The following is a 15,940-nucleotide window of genomic DNA, read 5'->3' as shown; positions in this document are numbered from 1 at the left end:
GGGTGGCTCAGGGTGACCGAGGGCGGCAGATCATCTGCGCGACCCGGAATGTGGGGGTCCGGTACGCCACCGGAAGCTCGGCGTGATGACCGACGCGCAGGTCAGACACGGTGCCGACCGCAGGTTCCGGAGCCCGGTCCCGCACGATTGGTGGCGGCCCGGACGCAACACGTGGGCGGTCGGCCTGCGCCGTGCCGATCACAGGTTCGTGGCGGACCGTCCGGGTAGGTGCGCGCCCGGGCCCGCGGTTGGAAGATAAGGCGATGCTCGCGTCAATGGAGGCCGTTCGCCGGCTCATGGATCTGCGGCACCGTGGTCGCGCCGAGGATCTGCCCGACGTGCTCGCGGTGGCTGCCCCGCTGCTGGACGCGGAGTCGGCCACCGTGCTGCTCGTCGATTACGCCCAGGTGGGCCTGCACCCGCTGCGCCCTGACTCGGCGGCCTCGTACGTGGTGGAGGACTCGGCGGCCGGCCGGGCGTTCACGACGGCCGAGCCGCAGTGGGGTGACGGCCTGTTGTGGATTCCGCTGCTGCACGGCGCCGAGCGGCTCGGCGTCCTGGAGCTGCGGGTGAAGGCGTACCCGTCCGAGGAGGCGCTGCACGACCTCGGCGTCATCGCCGCGCTGATCGCGGAGCTGATCGCGAGCCGCCGGTTCTACGGCGACGCGGTCGAGCACACCCGGCGGCGGATGCCCATGCAACTCGCTGCGGAGATCATCTGGAATCAGTTGCCGCCGCTGACGTTCGCGGTGGACGGTACGCTGGTCACCGCGGTGCTGGAACCCTGCTACGAGGTGGGCGGCGACGCGTTCGACTATGCGTCGAACGGGGACGTCCTGCACGTCGCGCTCTTCGACACGGTCGGGCACGGGATCAGTGCCAGCGCGCTCACGACACTGGCGTTGAACACGTACCGTAATGCCCGCCGTTCCGGTTTGACGCTGGTCGACACGTGCCGGTCGATCGACAAGTGGATCCGCGCGCAGTACCCGGGGTCGTTCGTGACCGCGCTGCTGGCCGAGCTGGAGATGGGCACGGGGGCGTACCGGCGGATCAGCGCCGGTCACCCGGCCGAGCTGCTCCTGCGTGACGGCGGCACGCTGCCGCAGCTCCCGACCCCGAACACGCTGCCGCTCGGGCTGGGGCACATGCTGTCCCGGCTGCCACGGGTCGTCGAGGCGCAGTTGGAGCCGGGGGACACGCTGGTCTTCTACACCGACGGGATCACCGAGGCGCGCGACGCGTCGGGCGTGTTGTTCGGCGTCGAACGGCTCGGCGAGTTCCTGCTCGACGGGCTGCGCTCCGGCGCCCCGGCCCCGGAGCTGATGCGCCGGTTGATCCAGGCGATCGTGTCGTACGAGGAAGGCGAACTGCGCGACGACGCCACCGCCGCGCTGCTGCAGTGGCGCCGTCACTGAGCCGTCACCGGAGTCGGGTCAGAACCTCCGTGGCGACGCCCCGCCCGATCGTCTGCGCGGCCACGTCACTGAACGGGAAGTGCTGCCCACCGTAGATCCGGGACCGCCCCGCCTCGTCCGCCGCGGCCGAGAAACCCGGGTACGTCCGCGCCACCCCACCCGGCGCCGTGTCCGTGGCGTGCGTGAACGTGATCCTGTCGGTCCGGAAGTACCCGGCGAGCACGGTCGCCGCCGCCCGGCTGTACGCGCTGTGCCCGGACACGTACTCGGGGGTGCCGCCGACGCTCCCGGCCCGCGCGGTCCAGGCCGGGTCCGGCACGGTGGCCGCGTTCCCGTCGGTGCCGGCTTCCCGGATCGCGGTGGTCGGCCGCCAGTGCCGGTAGGTGAATTTGGCCGCGACCGTCGGGATCGTCGTGTCGGCGAGCGCGACGGTCAGCAGCGCGGTGAGCCGGGCTTGTTCGGCCAGCGGCAGCCGGCGCTGGGCGGAAACGGTCAGGGCGATGCGCAACCATTCGCCGGGCGGCTGCACCGAGCCGGCCGGCAGCGACCAGAACTGGTAGGTGGCGAGCAGGTCGGGTGCCGCCACCGCCCCGTCTCCGAGTGTCTTGACCTCGTCGAAGGCCTGCACGTAGGCCGCGCTGGTCAACGCGGGCGGCGGTCCGGGCAGGTAGCGGGCCGGGTCGGCGACGGCGAACGGCCGCACGTTGCGGTACTGCACTCCGGACCAGTCGGCGCGGAACACTCCGGGCCCGGCGCCCGCGGTCTGCGTCTCGACGGGTCGTGAGCCGTCGCCGGCGCGGGCGTCGACGACCGCGATGCCGACGGTGTCACCCCAGACCGCACCCCGGGTGACGGGCGTGCCGGGGCCGAGCCGGGCGAGGTCGGCGGCGAGTTGCGCGTCGTAGGTGGCGGCGCGCTCGGCGTCGGCGCGGACGAGCACCGCGTGGGCCGCGCCGGCCGCGGCGGCCTGCGGGTCGGCACCGCGCGGCCCGGTCCCGGCGACCAGCACGGGCCGGTGGTGGTCGCGACCGGAGCGCAGCCCGTTGACCGCGTCGAAGATCGCGGCGTCGACCATCGCGTAGAGGCGGGCGGCGTCGGCGTCACCGGCCCGGGTGACGCGGACGGCGGAGAGGGTCAGTTCGTTCCAGACACGAACGCTGTCGAGGTCCGGCCGCGTCGGGTGCGCGGCCGCCGGTGTGCCGGCTGCGGTACCGGCCAGCACCAAAGTGGCGATGAGCAGCAGCTTCTTCACGGTCCCACGGTGCCGTACCGGCCGTACCCCGGCGGCGTTGTGTAGCCAACATGACTGGCCCGGTCACGCCGCCGCGGCCCGGGTGCGCAGGCCCAGGCCGCTGCGGAGCAGCAGCGCGGAGAGAACGATCAACGCCGGCACCACGGCGAAACCGGTTGCCAGCCCGTACCCGTCGGCGAGCGCCCCGAGCAGATAGGGCGAGGCCGCGGCGACCAGCCCGAGGACCACCTGCGAGCGGGCGTTGGCCCGGTCCTCGCGGCCGTCGGACGCGTCCAGGGTCAGTGCCATCGCCAGCGGATACAGGTTGGCGATCCCCACGCCGCACACGAACAGGCCGGTCACGGCGAGGATCGGCTGGTCCGGCAGCCAGAAGAGCGCGAAGCCGACCGCGGTCACCACCAGGGAGATCGAAAGAATCATTACGGTACGGCCTTCCGCGCGCGTGACCCGTGCCCCGCCGACTCGTCCGAGCAGGATGCCCAGGTAATTGGCGCTCAGCGCGGTGCTCGCCGCGGTCGCCGTCATGCCGGTGTGCACCAGCAGTTGCGGCGCGAAGTAGACCAGGCAGAACTCGATCGCCGAGCCGAACGCGGTCAGCAGCGCGAAGAGCCAGCAGGCCGCCGGTAGCCGCCCGGAACGTCCCGCTCCCACCTCGGAGTGAGCCGGGGCGGGCAGCGGCTCCCGCCGATAGCGCAGGTAGAGCACCACCAGCACCACGGCCGGCAGCGCGAACGTCGCCCGCCAGCCCAGCACCCCGGCCGCGAGCGCACCGAGCACGAGCGGCGCGAGCACCGCGGACGCGCCCGCGCCGATGTTCGCCTCGGTCAGTGCCCGGTCGCGCCGGCTGCCGTGCCGGTCGGAGAGGACGGCCTGGATGACCGTGAGCAGCGTCGCCCCGGCCATTCCGAACAGCCCGGCCGCGACGAGGGTGCCGGGCACGGAGCGGACCAGGGTGAACAGCCCGGCCCCGGCGATCGTGGCCAGGGCCGAGGACCAGAGCAGCGCGCCGCGCGACAGCCGGCGGGCGAACCACGCGAAGCTGGCCCCGGCCACCGCCGCGCCCAGGGACAAGACCACCTCGTAGACGCCGAGCAGCGTGTACGAGAAGCCGAGCTCGGTGCGGAGCAGCGTGACCGCCGGCCCGAACGCGTACAGCCAGAAGGTGAAGCAACCCAGGGTTGCGTAGGACAGCACGGTGGGCGCGTCCCGGACGAAGACCTGTTCTGTGTAACGGTACACAAGCCAAGTCTGTCCCCGCCCCACCCCGGCCGCAACCCGAACCGCGCCCGAAGATCGGGCCGGTGACTCATCATGCGAGTGTGACCATCCTCAACCGGGTCCGGCTGGGCTCGCGGCTGGCCACCGCCTTCGCGGTGGTCGTGGTGCTGTTGCTGATCGTGATGACCACCGCCTTGTCCACGTCGAAGCACCAGGGTGACGCCGCGGACCGGATGGCCCGCGCGCAGCGGTTCGTCGAGCTGATGAAGGACGCCAAGTTCCGGGCCGCCGACTTCAACGGCTGGCAGACCGCGTACGCCTTCGATGTCCACCGCGGCGTTGCCGGCGCCGCTCAGGACACCGGCGCGTCCCGCGCGTCCTTCCTCGCCTCGATCGCGTCGTTCTGGACGATCGTGACCGACGCCGCGGCCGACGCCACCGACGCCACCGAACGGGACGAGCTGACCCGGATCACCAGGCTCGCCGACGAGTTCCTCTCCGTCGACACGCAGATCGCCCAGCTCTACGGCAAGGGCACGACGGCCGCCGTCAAACAGGCCGACGCCCTGGTGATCGGCCGCGAGATCGACATCTTCCAGCAGATCGGCACGGTGCTCGACGGCGTCGTCACCGTCGCCGTCGCCGACTTCACCACCGCCCGGGCCGGCGCCGACCGGTCGCAGCGCAACGGCTCGCTGCTGATCTGGGTCGCCGGTTCGGCCGCGGCGGTCATCGCGATCCTGCTCGCGGTCGTGGTCACCCGCTCGGTGACCCGGCCTGTCGACCGGGTGCGCCGCCGGCTGGACCTGCTCGCCGGCGGTGACCTGGCCACGCCGGTCGAGGTCACCGGGCGCGACGAGATCGCCGCGATGGCCACCGCGCTGCGCACGAGCGTGGACTCGCTCGGCGCGGCGATGCACACCATCGACGACTCGGCCACGTCGCTGGCGGCGGCGGCCGAGCAGATGACGAACACGTCCGCGCAGATCGCCGCGTCCGCCGAGGAGTCCGCGGTACAGGCGCAGGCCGTGGCCGGCGCGACCGACCAGGTGTCGCTGAACGTGCAGACCGTCTCGGCCGGCAGCGAACAGATGGGCGCCGCGATCCGCGAGATCTCGCACTCGACCACCGAGGCCAGCGCGGTCGTCGGCTCGGCGGTCGAGGCCGCGCAGGCCGCGAACACGACGATCGCCGCGCTCGGCCAGTCGTCGCGAGAGATCGGCGAGGTGGTCGAGACGATCACGTCGATCGCCGAGCAGACCAACCTCCTCGCGCTGAACGCGACGATCGAGGCCGCCCGCGCCGGTGAGCTCGGCAAGGGTTTCGCGGTGGTGGCCTCGGAGGTGAAGGACCTCGCGCAGGAGACCGCCCGCGCCACCGAGGACGTCACCCGCCGCGTCGACGCGATCCGCAGCGGTACCGAGAAGGCGGTCGCCGCGATCGGCGAGATCGCCACGATCATCGCCCGGGTCAGCGACTACCAGACCGCGATCGCCTCCGCGGTCGAGGAGCAGACCGCGACCACGGGCGAGATGAACCGCAGCATCTCCGACACCGCCGTCAACGCCGAGCAGATCGCGTCGAACGTGGCCACGGTCGCGCTCGCCGCGCAGCAGACCACCGAGGGCGTCACCCAGGCCCAGGAGGCCACCACCGAGCTGGCCCGGATGTCCAGCGACCTGCGCAACCTGGTCTCGCGGTTCCGCTACGCGGCCTGAGCCGGTCCGCCGCCGTCGGCCGGTCCGCGTTCCGGTCCGGGCTGCCGTGCGGCGCCTCGGTCGGGTGGGCGTCCTCGGTGCGCTGCTCGGTGGTCGGCGATTCGCCACCATGAGGCCCGGCCGGGAGGCGCCCGCCGGCGCAGCACGTTCAGCGGCTCGGACTCGGAGAGCACGGTGGGCGAGGACCGACGGAGGCCCGGACCGCCGTGGTCCGGGCCTTCGCGCGGGCCGGTGGATCAGTCCGGCGGCTCGGTGGTGGTGACGCCGGCCGCGTCGTCGCCGGGCTCGCTCGGCGGCTGGCGGCTCACGTCGACGTCGCTCGGGGTGACCGGCACGCCGGTGTCGTCCTCGGCGCCGCGCTCGATCGGGTCGTCGTCGAGTGAGTGGATCGGTGACGACGGGATCCGGCAGCCCGAGGGCGAGGTGCACGCGTGGAGTCCGGGCCGGAATCAGACGGCGTGCGGGCCGGCACTGAGCCGGACTCGGCTGCGGCGGTTCCCGCACGTGCCGTTCGACTTTCGCGGGACGGACGTGATCACCATCGAGGATCAGGTGCGGTACATCTGCCCGCGCTGTGTGGCGGCGACCGGGCGGCGCGGGGAACGGGCGTGGACGCGGACGTCGCCACGACCGTGACATATTCCGGGCGTCGCGGGGAATGCGGCGCTGCATGACGACGACCGAGACTTCTCCGGCGAGTTCCGGCGCACGGGCGGGGGCCGCCGACGAGGCGCTGATCGAGCTGGGCCTGGCTCTGCGGAGCGGCGGGTACCACTTCACGACGGTGACGCCGGCGACGCACGCGCGGGTCAACGGCCGTACGGGCAATGAAGTCGCTCGTGATCTGCGGGATGTCTTCGGGTGGAGCCGCCCGTTCGCGGCGGACGTGCTGCCGCTGGGCCTCCTGGCGCTGCTGGAGGTGGCGGACGCGCTGGAGCCCTGCGGTGACCTGTGGCGCAGCCGCGTGCGGTTCTCCTCCTACGACGGGGAGATCTTCGTGCACTCGGCGTTCCCGACGGCCGCGGCCGACTCGGTCTTCTTCGGCCCGGACACCTACCGGATGGCCGACGCGGCGTCGGCCCACGTCCACGACCGTGGGCAGCCGGTCCGCCGGGCCGTCGACATCGGCTGCGGTACCGGCGCCGGGGCGATCGCGGTGGCCAAGCGGGCCCCCGAGGCCGAGGTCTTCGGGGTGGACATCAACGACCGGGCGCTGCGCTTCACCCGGGTCAACGCGGTGCTGGCCGGAACCGATCGGGTCCAGCCGGTCCGCAGTGACCTGCTCGGTGGCGTCGACGGCGAGTTCGACCTGATCATCTCGAACCCACCGTTCATGATCGACCCGGCTGGGCGCGCGTACCGCGACGGCGGTGGTCCGGACGGCAACGACCTGTCGCTGCGGATCGTCGACGCGGCCACCGAGCGGCTGGCCCCGGGCGGTTCGCTGGTGCTGTTCAGCGGCACCGGCATCGTCGGCGGCTGGGACCCGCTGCGGCACGCCGCCCAGGAACGGCTCGTCGAGCCGGGGCTGGTCTGGTCGTACCGGGAGGTGGATCCGGACGTCTACGGCGAGGAACTGGACGGGCCGGCCTACGACACGGCCGAGCGCATCGCCGTGGTCCTGCTGACCGCCACCCGCACCCGGTGACGACGATCCTGCCGGACCGGCTGACTGTCGGCGTCGAGGAGGAGTTCCTGCTGCTGGAACCGCGGGGCGGGGAGAACGCGCCGGTGGCCGAGAAGGTCGTCGCCGCACTGCCCGAGGTGTTGCGGCGGCGCAGTCGCCGGGAGTTCCGCCCGAGCATGCTGGAGATGGTCAGCGACGTCTGCACCGAGTCGGCCGAGTTGGCCGGGCAGCTGCTGGTCAACCGCCGGGCGGCAGCGGAGTCGGCGGTCGCGGCCGGGGCGGTGCTGGTCCCGGTCGGTGCCACCCCGGTCGCCGAGCGTTTCCCCGAGCCGGCCGACGACGCGCGGTTCCGGGCGATCGTCGCGCACTACGGGCCGATCGCGCGCGACCCCGCGGTCTGCGGCTGTCACGTGCACGTCGGGGTGCCCGACGAGGAGCTCGCGGTCGCGGTCTGCGCCCGGCTGCGCGGGGACCTGCCGATCATCCAGGCCCTGGCGGCGAACTCACCGATCTTCGAGGGGGCCGACACCGGGTTCGCCAGTTGGCGGTCGGCGCAACTGGAGCGGTGGCCGAGCCTCGGACCGTGGCCGCATTTCGCCGGCTTCGAGGAGTACCGCCGTACCGTGGAAGCCTTGATCTCCGCCGGCGCGATGATGGACGCCTCGATGGTGCTGTGGTGGGCCCGGCCGTCGGCGACGTTCCCGACCGTGGAGGTCCGGGTCGCCGACGTCTGCCCCGGGACCGGGGACACCGTGCTGGTCGCGGCCCTGGTCCGGGCTCTGGTGGACACCGCGGCGCGGGAGGCCGTGGCCGGCCGTCCCGCGCCCGTGCTGCCCGATGTGCTGGTGCGCGCCGCCCACTGGAACGCCGCGCGCTGCGGTCTCGACGCCGGCCTGCTCGACCCGGCGACCGGCCGTGCGGTCCCGGCCTGGGACGCGGTCGCCGCGCTGGTCGACCGCGTCACCCCGGCCCTGCGCCGCCACGACGACCTGGACCTGGTCATTTCCGGTCTGGACCGGACGCGGCGCGAGGGCACCGGCGCCACCCGCCAGCGACGCCTGCTCGCCACCGCGACCGTGCCCCGGATGCTGGACCGGCTGGCCGCGCTCGCTACAGAGTGATCTGCGCGGGCGCCGGCCGGGTGGTGGTGGTCCCGTCGCCGAGCTGGCCGCTCGCGTTGTTCCCCCAACACCAGAGGCTTGCGTCGGTACGGACGGAGCAGGTGTGATAGCCCGTCACGTGATCGTCCGTCCAGGTGGTCGCGGTGCCGACCCGCGTCGGGACGCCCCGGTTGACGGTGGTGCCGTCGCCGAGCTGGCCCTGTGAGTTGTTGCCCCAGCACCACAGGCTGCCGTCGGAGCGCGACGCGCACACGGTGTTGAACCCGGCGTCGGCCCGCGTCCAGGTGTTCGCGGTCCCGACCTGCACCGGCGCGGTCTGGTACGTGGTCCCGGTGCCCAGCTGCCCGTATCCGTTGTCGCCCCAGCACCACAGCGTGTGGTCGGTGCGGGTAGCGCAGTTGAACGCGTAGCCGGCGGTCACCGCAGCCCACGTGGTCCCGGTCCCGACCTGGGCGGGCGCGGTGGACGCCAGCCGGGTGCCGAGGCCGAGCTGCCCGTCGCCGTTGTCGCCCCAGCACCACAGCGTGCCGTCGGTGCGGGTCGCACAGGTGTGCCCGAAGCCGGTGGAGACCGTCGCCCAGTTGGTGGCGGTGCCGACCTGGCGCGGGGTGGTCGCGGTGTAGACGGTGGACGGGTCGGTGCCGAGCTGCCCGAGCCGGTTGAAGCCCCAGCACCAGAGGGTGCCGTCGGTGCGGGTGGCGCAGGTGTGTGCGTCGCCGGCACTGACGGAGGCCCAGGTGGTGGCGGTGCCGACGCGTACCGGGGAAAGCTTCTTGGTGGTTGTCCCGTCGCCGAGTTGACCGCGGGTGTTGGCGCCCCAGCACCACAGCGAACCGTCGGTGCGGGTGGCGCAGGTGTAACTGGTGCCGGCGTCGACGGCGGCCCAGGTGGTGACGTCCCCGATCCGGGCCGGTGTGGTGCGGCCGGTGGTGGTGCCGTCGCCGAGCTGGCCGCTGGCGTTGCCACCCCAGCACCACAGCGAACCACTCTGCACGACGCAGGTGTGGGAGTAGCCGGCGCCGGACGAGGCGGCGGCTGGGCTGGCCAGGGCGAGCACGGCCAGGACGATGGCGATGAACGCGGTTTTCACGTGGTAAGTCCTCTTTTCCGGTTTGGGAGCGCTCCCGGACCTTCTTCCTACCATCGACGGCGGTCTTTGACTATGGTTCTCTGGGAGCGCTCCCATGTCCCGAAAGGAGCTCCCCATGAGACGTTCGCTCCTCGTCCTCCTCCTCGCCCTCATCAGCGGGCTCGTCATCGCTCAACCGGCCCGGGCCGACACCCGGATCTGCGAGCAGTACGGATCGACCACCGTCGGCGGTCGCTACGTCGTGATGAACAACCGCTGGGGCACCAGCGCCGAGCAGTGCATCAACGTCACCGGCACCGGCTTCTCGATCGCCAGCCAGCAGGGCACCGGCAGCACCAGCGGCGCCCCGGTGTCCTACCCGGCCATCTTCTACGGATGCCACTACACCAACTGCTCGCCCGGGACCAATCTGCCGATCCAGGTCAGCGCGATCAGCAGCGCCACCAGCAGCATCAGCTACTCCTACGTGTCCGGGGCGACCTACGACGCGGCGTACGACATCTGGCTCGACCCGTCGCCGCGCAAGGACGGCGTCAACGCGCAGGAAATCATGATCTGGTTCAACCGGCAGGGCTCGATCCAGCCGATCGGTTCGGTGGTCGGCACCACCACCATCGGCGGGCGCAGCTGGCAGGTGTGGCAGGGCAGCAACGGATCCAACGCCGTCGTCTCCTACGTCGCGCCGTCACCGATCACCAGCTGGAGCTTCAGCGTCCTCGACTTCGTCAACGACGTGAAGAACCGCGGCGCGATCACCAGCTCGTGGTACCTGACCAGCATCCAGGCCGGATTCGAGCCGTGGATCGGCGGCGCCGGGCTGGCCGTCACCAACTTCTCCGCCACGGTCAACGGCGGGGGAGGAGGCACCACGACACCGCCCGTCCCGACGAGCTCCTGCAAGGTCACGTACGCGACCAACGTCTGGAACAACGGGTTCACCGCGACGGTGACCGTGGCCAACACCGGCAGCAGCGCCCTGAACGGCTGGGCGCTCGGGTTCACCCTGCCCGGCGGGCAGGCCGTGACCGGCTCCTGGAACACCGCGCTGAGCGGCACGTCCGGGGCTCTGGTGGCCCGCAACGCCGAGCACAACGGCAGCATTCCGGCCGGTGGCAGCACGTCGTTCGGGTTCCAGGGCACGTACAGCGGATCGTTCGCGAGCCCGTCCGCCTTCACGCTCAACGGCACGGCCTGCAGCCGCGCCTGACCGTCAGAACCTTGTCCCGCGCGGGCCGGCGGTCTGCCGCCCGTGCGGGACCAGCTGCCCACCCGGGCCGGTTCCGGGACGCCGGGCGGTGGCTCCTGGCACTGTAGGTGAACAGAACGTGAACCTGATTTCGAGACCGATCGTGGCCGGGCGTATCGTCACCAACCGATATTGATCTAGGCCTGGGGAAACGTATGTCAATACCCGCACGACTGCTACGGGCCTCCGTGGCGCTCACGGTCACCGTCACCGCCGCGCTGGTCGCCGGCGATCCGGCCCTCGCCGCGTCGGCGCCGACGGCACTGACCGCCTCGCAGTTCACGCTCAGCGCCAACTACACCAAGTACAACACGCTCAACACGGCGCTCGCGTCGAAGCTGCCCTCGGTCACCGTCTCCGACGTGATGGACAATGCCAACCACGACCGGCAGGCGATCACCGACTCGCTGGGCGTGGCCGGGTACAGCACCGGCTTCCAGTTCGACGACACCGACGTCGGCGACTGCAAGAACTACCCGCAGGGCATCACCACCAGCCGCGACGCCGTCGGTACGGCGAACAGCGGGAACTACGACGGGCACCAGCTCGTCCTGGTCAGCTGGTACACCAAGGACGCCTGTGACGGCGACTCCACGCGCAGCCGGATCACGCTGGTCGACTGGGACGCCACGTACCCCAACAAGTACCGCAAGATCCTGCTGGTCGAGCCGACCGGGACCGCGGACGCGCCCAGCTTCAAGGACGTCGTCATCCACGCCGGTGGCGTCTCCTGGTACGGCAACTACCTCTACGTCGCCGACACCGGGCACGGCATGCGCGTGTTCAACATGGCGAAGATCCTGCAGACCAGCACCGCCGGCGACGCCGGCCAGATCGGCCGGCAGAGCGACAGCCTCTACTACGCGCACAACTACGCGTACGTGTTGCCGCAGGTCGGCACGATCACGGCCGCGACCACGTCCGGCACCGCGCTGGCCTGGTCGACGATCTCGCTGGACCGGGCCGACCCGTCCATCGTGATGACCGAGTTCACCTGCTCGTCGGGCTGCACGTCGTACCCGAACCGGGCGCCGCGGGCCGTCCGCTTCCCGTTCGCCTCCGGCCTCACCACGTTCGCGGCCAGCACCACCGCGTCCGAGGCGCTGCAACTGCCCTGGTACAAGCTGAACGGCGTCGCGTCGCACAACGACCGGTGGTGGTTCAACTCGTCCGGCGACAAGAAGCTGTACTACTGGACGCCGGCCGCGGGACCCTCGTCCTACGCCTGGGTCACTGGTGGCGAGAGCATCAGCTACTGGGAGGACACCGACGACCCGGATCTGCTGTGGTCGTTGCAGGAGCCGGTCGGCCACCGCAATGTGTTCGCGGTGAAGCAGTCCAGCTACGGCGGCTGACCTCGCGCGCGGGGCTCCGGACCCCGGCTGACCCTTGCGCGGGCGGGGCTCCGCACCCCGGCTGACCCTTGCGTGGGCGGGGCTCCGCGCCCCGCCCGCCCAGCAACTCCTGCTGTCCCGAGCCGACCGGTGCCCACCCTCCCGGTCCGGACACCGACCCGCACGTCACCCGCGCCGCCCGGGTGTGCCGCGACCACCGTCAGGCGTCGCGAATCTGCCGGTCGGGCGACGGAGCGGGCGGTGTCCGACACGCCACACGGCTGGTTTGTTGAGAGTTCAATGTTCGTACGCCTAGATTGGTTGTTGAATTTTGAACGTCGGCCCGCTCGGGAAATGGTGTCGCATGCGAATCCTCCTGGCCGGCGCGTCCGGCTTCCTCGGCACGAAGCTGGCCGCCCGCCTGACCGCAAGTGGTCACGACCTGACGCAGCTGGTGCGGCGTGCACCCCGGCGCCCGGGCGAGATGACCTGGCAGCCGGACCGCGGCGAACTCGACCCGGCCCTGGTCGCGAACGCCGACGTCGTGATCGACCTGGCCGGCGCGGGCATCGGCGACCGCCGGTGGGACGCCGCCTACAAGCAGAAGCTGCGTGACAGCCGCCTCGACAGCACCGGCACCATCGCCCGGACGATCGCCGCGCTGCCCGACGATGATCGGCCGCGCACGCTGCTGCAGGCGTCCGCGGTCGGCTGGTACGGCGACACCGGCGACCGCGCCGTCACCGAGAACGAGCCGCCCGCCGACACGTTCCTCGCCGACCTGTGCCGTGACTGGGAAGCCGCGGCCCGTCCCGCCGCCGACGCCGGCACCCGGGTCGTGTTGCTGCGCACCGGCCTGCCGCTGGACCGCGAGGGTGGTTTCCTTCAGCGGCTCGTCCCGCTGTTCAAGCTCGGCGCCGGGGCGAAGCTCGGCTCGGGCCGGCAGTGGACGCCGTGGATCGCGCTCGAAGACTGGCTGGCCGCCGTCGAGTTCCTGATCGACCGCGACGACGTCGCCGGCCCGGTGAACCTGGTCGCGCCGAACCCGGCCACGAACGCCGAGTTCACCCGCGCTCTGGCCGCCGTGTTGCACCGCCCGGCGCTGTTCGCGGTGCCGGGTTTCGCGCTCGACCTGGTGCTCGGCGAGTTCGGCGGCGAGGCGCGGCGCAGCCAGCGGGTGCTCCCGGAGGTCCTGGAGCAGGCCGGTTTCCGCTGGCAGTATCCCGAGCTCGACGCAGCCCTGGCGGCGATCGCATGACGGCGCGGACTCTCCTCAGCGGCCGGCCCGGCTCGGCGCCGGTCGCATGACCGCGCGGCGGATTCTGATCACCGGCTCGGCGGACGGGCTCGGCCGGCTCACGGCGGAGACGCTGCTGGCGCAGGGACATGATGTCGTGGTGCACGCCCGCACCCCGGCCCGAGCCGCGGCAATCGATCATCTGGTACGCCGTGGAGCCCACCTCGTCGTCGGCGACCTCGAGGACCGCGACACCGTCCGGCGGGTCGCGGCCGAGCTGAACGACACGCCCCCGCTCGACGCGGTGATCCACAACGCCGGTGTCTACAGCGGCCGGGCGGTCATGCCGGTCAACGTGATCGCACCTTACCTGCTCACGGCCCTCGTGCCGGCCCAGCGCCTGGTTTATCTGAGCAGCGGCATGCACCTCGGCGGCCGTCCGGTGATCCGGTGGGACGGCTCCTATTCCGACAGCAAACTTTACGTCTCCACCCTCGCGGCGGCCGTCGCCCGGCTGCGCCCCGGTGTGCTCAGCAACTCGGTCGACCCGGGCTGGGTGCCGACCCGGATGGGCGGGCGCGGCGCCCCCGATGATCTCGAGCTGGGACACCGTACCCAGGAGTGGCTTGTCACCAGCGACGACGCGGACGCCCTGACCAGCGGCGGTTACTGGCACCACCGGCAGCGGCGCGAGCCGCATCGATCGGTGCACGACGAGTCCTTCCAGGGTCTCCTCCTCCGATCGTTGAAGGAGGAAACCGGAGTCGAGCTCTAAAAGCCCGGCTTGCGCTCGTACGGCGTGGTCGTGCCGAGCACCTCGAATCCGAGTCGCTGAAGGATCGGGCGGCTCTGGTCCGACGCGTCGACCTGTAAGAACTCATATCCCAGGTCCGCGGCGATCCGGGCGCGATGCGCCACCAGCGCGCGATAGATCCCACGCCCCTGCCATGCCGGCACCGTGCCACCGCCCCACAGACTGGCGAAGGCCGTGCCGGCGTTGAGCTCCATCCGCGCCCCGCACACCGGCTCGTCCCCGGCCATCGCCACGAACGCGCGAATGTTCTCCGGATCGCCGTTCAGCTGCGCCAGCACCTGCGCCCGCAGCCTGCTGGGCTCGTCGAACGCCTGCTCACTGGCCCGGAACATCAGATCCACTCCGGCCGCGTCGGTCACCGGGACCAGCCGCACCCCCGCCGGCGGGGACACGTCCAGATCCAGCCCGCTGATCTGCGCGACCATCAGCGTCTCCGGATCGTCCGGCACGAAACCGGCCTTGACCAGGCGCTCTCCGAGGTCGGCCGGACGGTCGTGACCGTACAGCTTCCATTCCACCTCGACGCCGAGCCCGTCGAAGAACCGCACCTGCTCGTCGATCACCGCATCGGCGGTCTCCTCGTCGAGGTCGGACCACAGCACGGCGTTCCAGTCCCCGGCCGCGCCGACGTGCCGGACGATCCGATCGTCACGGTCGACCCGTGACGCCGGGCTGCCGGGCCGGGCTTCCCGGCGCATCTGCCGGTCGAACAACGCGAGCACCTCTTCACGATTCACGCACCCACCCCAGCAGGACCCATCCGTACCGGCAACGGGTTTTCTGCCTCTGCCCCGGCTGCTCCTGAGACGGCCGGCAGGTCGCGGGTCAGCGCGGCCAGATCCGGGTCGGCGGGACAACGGGCCGAGGCGGCGCGCGGCGGAACGGGACGGGGAGGCCCCCGCCCTCGTTCCGGGCGCGACCGGCCTCGGGTGATCGCGGGGTGTCCCGGGCGTCATAAGGTGGGCGGATGCGGGTGGCGTTCGCGAGCGACGACGAGAACGAGACGACGCGGGCAGTGGTCGCGGCCCTGGTCGAGGACGGTCACGAGGTGATCCGGCCGAGCGAGGCGGAGAGCTGGCCCGATCTCGGCCGGTTCATCGGGCGGGCGGTTGTCGAGGGGCGGGCTGACTACGGCGTGGTCATGTGCTGGACCGGCACCGGGACGGCGATCGCGGCCAACAAAGTGCCCGGTGTGCGTGCGGCGACGGCCGGGGACCCGTGGATCGCCCGCGGCGCCCGGCTCTGGAACGACGCGAACGTCCTGGCGATGAGCCTCAAACGGCTGGCGCCGGACGTCGCGGTCGAGGTGTTGCGCGCGTTCCTGGCCGTGCCCGAACCCGACCCCGACGAAGCCTCGAACATCGCCGCCCTCGAATAACCCCGTCAACCGCGACTTCGTCCCATCCGAGCAGCCCCGTCAACGCGGCCCGCGCCTCCGCCCGCCCGAAGTCGCCGCGACCGGGTCACCCGGCGGATGCCGTGCTGGAACTTCCGGTCAGGGGGTTGAGGCGGCGCAGACGGGTCGCGGTCACGGTGTCGGGCCGGCCGGGGAGCGCGGCCCCGGGGCCGTCGGCGCCCCAGCGCGTCTCGATCGGCGCCGGATTGCCGGTGGGCGCGGTCACCGCGGCGCGGCGGCTCTCCGGCCAGGCGAGATGGCCGCGTCCGGTGCATCCTCCGTCAGCGGAGGCCGCCAAGCTGATCTTGTTGGCAAACTCGGAAAACCCTATATTTTCAGTGGATTTTACCGCCAATGTCACCCTGGTCACACCATTACTGGACGTTTTAATAACGTTAGGTGAGTTATCGGAGGGTTGAGAACACGCAATCTCGGCTACGGCTGGCCGATACGCCCGAATCAACCCTTT

Annotated in this window: 14 protein-coding genes and 1 pseudogene; 10 read left to right on the top strand and 5 right to left on the bottom strand. The window is 71.8% G+C overall.

Annotated elements, in window-relative coordinates; translation table 11 throughout:
- Positions 1-275: 275 nt before the first annotated feature.
- A complete protein-coding gene (locus tag ACH442_RS43470; protein ID WP_396344029.1) occupies positions 276-1,418 on the top strand; it encodes a PP2C family protein-serine/threonine phosphatase in 1,143 nt (380 codons plus the stop codon).
- Positions 1,419-1,422: 4 nt separating this feature from the next.
- Here ACH442_RS43470 and ACH442_RS43465 read toward each other — a convergent pair whose 3' ends face one another.
- Positions 1,423-2,670, bottom strand: coding sequence for a vanadium-dependent haloperoxidase (locus tag ACH442_RS43465; protein WP_396344028.1), 1,248 nt, complete (start codon positions 2,668-2,670; stop codon positions 1,423-1,425).
- A gap of 63 nt (positions 2,671-2,733) precedes the next feature.
- Complete coding sequence (locus ACH442_RS43460) at positions 2,734-3,909, bottom strand: MFS transporter (protein WP_396344027.1); 1,176 nt, start codon at positions 3,907-3,909, stop codon at positions 2,734-2,736.
- A gap of 80 nt (positions 3,910-3,989) precedes the next feature.
- On the opposite strand from ACH442_RS43460, the gene ACH442_RS43455 reads away from it, so the two are divergent.
- The 4 genes from ACH442_RS43455 to ACH442_RS43440 all read left to right on the top strand — a co-directional run bounded on the left by ACH442_RS43455 (position 3,990) and on the right by ACH442_RS43440 (position 8,354).
- Entirely contained in the window at positions 3,990-5,606 is a 1,617-nt protein-coding gene (locus ACH442_RS43455) for a methyl-accepting chemotaxis protein (RefSeq protein ID WP_396344026.1), read from the top strand.
- Positions 5,607-5,837: 231 nt separating this feature from the next.
- Positions 5,838-6,242: a hypothetical protein gene (locus tag ACH442_RS43450; protein WP_396344025.1), complete on the top strand. Its 405-nt coding sequence runs from the start codon at positions 5,838-5,840 to the stop codon at positions 6,240-6,242.
- A 34-nt stretch (positions 6,243-6,276) separates the two neighbouring features.
- Positions 6,277-7,254 carry a methyltransferase gene (locus tag ACH442_RS43445; protein ID WP_396344024.1) on the top strand — a complete coding sequence of 326 codons (978 nt, stop codon included), beginning with the start codon at positions 6,277-6,279 and terminating at the stop codon, positions 7,252-7,254.
- Entirely contained in the window at positions 7,251-8,354 is a 1,104-nt protein-coding gene (locus ACH442_RS43440) for a glutamate--cysteine ligase (RefSeq protein ID WP_396344023.1), read from the top strand. The genes ACH442_RS43445 and ACH442_RS43440 overlap by 4 nt, the downstream gene beginning before the upstream one ends.
- Here the strand turns inward: ACH442_RS43440 and ACH442_RS43435 are convergent.
- Positions 8,344-9,444, bottom strand: coding sequence for an RCC1 domain-containing protein (locus tag ACH442_RS43435; RefSeq protein WP_396344022.1), 1,101 nt, complete (start codon positions 9,442-9,444; stop codon positions 8,344-8,346). The two genes, ACH442_RS43440 and ACH442_RS43435, sit on opposite strands and share 11 nt — an antisense overlap.
- 115 nt (positions 9,445-9,559) lie before the next feature.
- Between ACH442_RS43435 and ACH442_RS43430 the strand changes: the two genes are divergently transcribed.
- The 4 genes from ACH442_RS43430 (at position 9,560) to ACH442_RS43415 (ending at position 14,036) form a co-directional block, all read left to right on the top strand.
- A complete protein-coding gene (locus tag ACH442_RS43430; protein ID WP_396344021.1) occupies positions 9,560-10,651 on the top strand; it encodes a cellulose binding domain-containing protein in 1,092 nt (363 codons plus the stop codon).
- A 194-nt stretch (positions 10,652-10,845) separates the two neighbouring features.
- Positions 10,846-12,045, top strand: a complete 1,200-nt coding sequence (locus ACH442_RS43425) for a hypothetical protein (RefSeq protein WP_396344020.1) — start codon at positions 10,846-10,848, stop codon at positions 12,043-12,045.
- Positions 12,046-12,388: 343 nt separating this feature from the next.
- Entirely contained in the window at positions 12,389-13,282 is an 894-nt protein-coding gene (locus tag ACH442_RS43420; RefSeq protein WP_396344019.1) for a TIGR01777 family oxidoreductase, read from the top strand.
- 46 nt (positions 13,283-13,328) lie between these two features.
- The gene (locus ACH442_RS43415; protein WP_396344018.1) at positions 13,329-14,036 is read left to right on the top strand and encodes an SDR family NAD(P)-dependent oxidoreductase; all 708 of its coding nucleotides are present in this window, start codon (positions 13,329-13,331) and stop codon (positions 14,034-14,036) included.
- Here ACH442_RS43415 and ACH442_RS43410 read toward each other — a convergent pair.
- Complete coding sequence (locus ACH442_RS43410) at positions 14,033-14,812, bottom strand: GNAT family N-acetyltransferase (protein ID WP_396344017.1); 780 nt, start codon at positions 14,810-14,812, stop codon at positions 14,033-14,035. The two genes, ACH442_RS43415 and ACH442_RS43410, sit on opposite strands and share 4 nt — an antisense overlap.
- A gap of 230 nt (positions 14,813-15,042) precedes the next feature.
- Here ACH442_RS43410 and ACH442_RS43405 point away from each other — a divergent pair, with 230 nt between their 5' ends.
- Positions 15,043-15,453 carry an RpiB/LacA/LacB family sugar-phosphate isomerase gene (locus ACH442_RS43405; protein ID WP_396344016.1) on the top strand — a complete coding sequence of 137 codons (411 nt, stop codon included), beginning with the start codon at positions 15,043-15,045 and terminating at the stop codon, positions 15,451-15,453.
- An 85-nt stretch (positions 15,454-15,538) separates the two neighbouring features.
- On the opposite strand, the pseudogene ACH442_RS43400 reads toward ACH442_RS43405, so the two are convergent.
- A pseudogene (locus ACH442_RS43400) lies at positions 15,539-15,940 on the bottom strand (hypothetical protein); the annotation flags it as partial.

Source organism: Actinoplanes sp. NPDC020271 (genome assembly GCF_044388125.1).
Lineage (GTDB): Bacteria > Actinomycetota > Actinomycetes > Mycobacteriales > Micromonosporaceae > Actinoplanes.
Note: the sequence above shows the minus strand (reverse complement) of the source record. Positions and strands in the feature narration are given on the sequence as shown.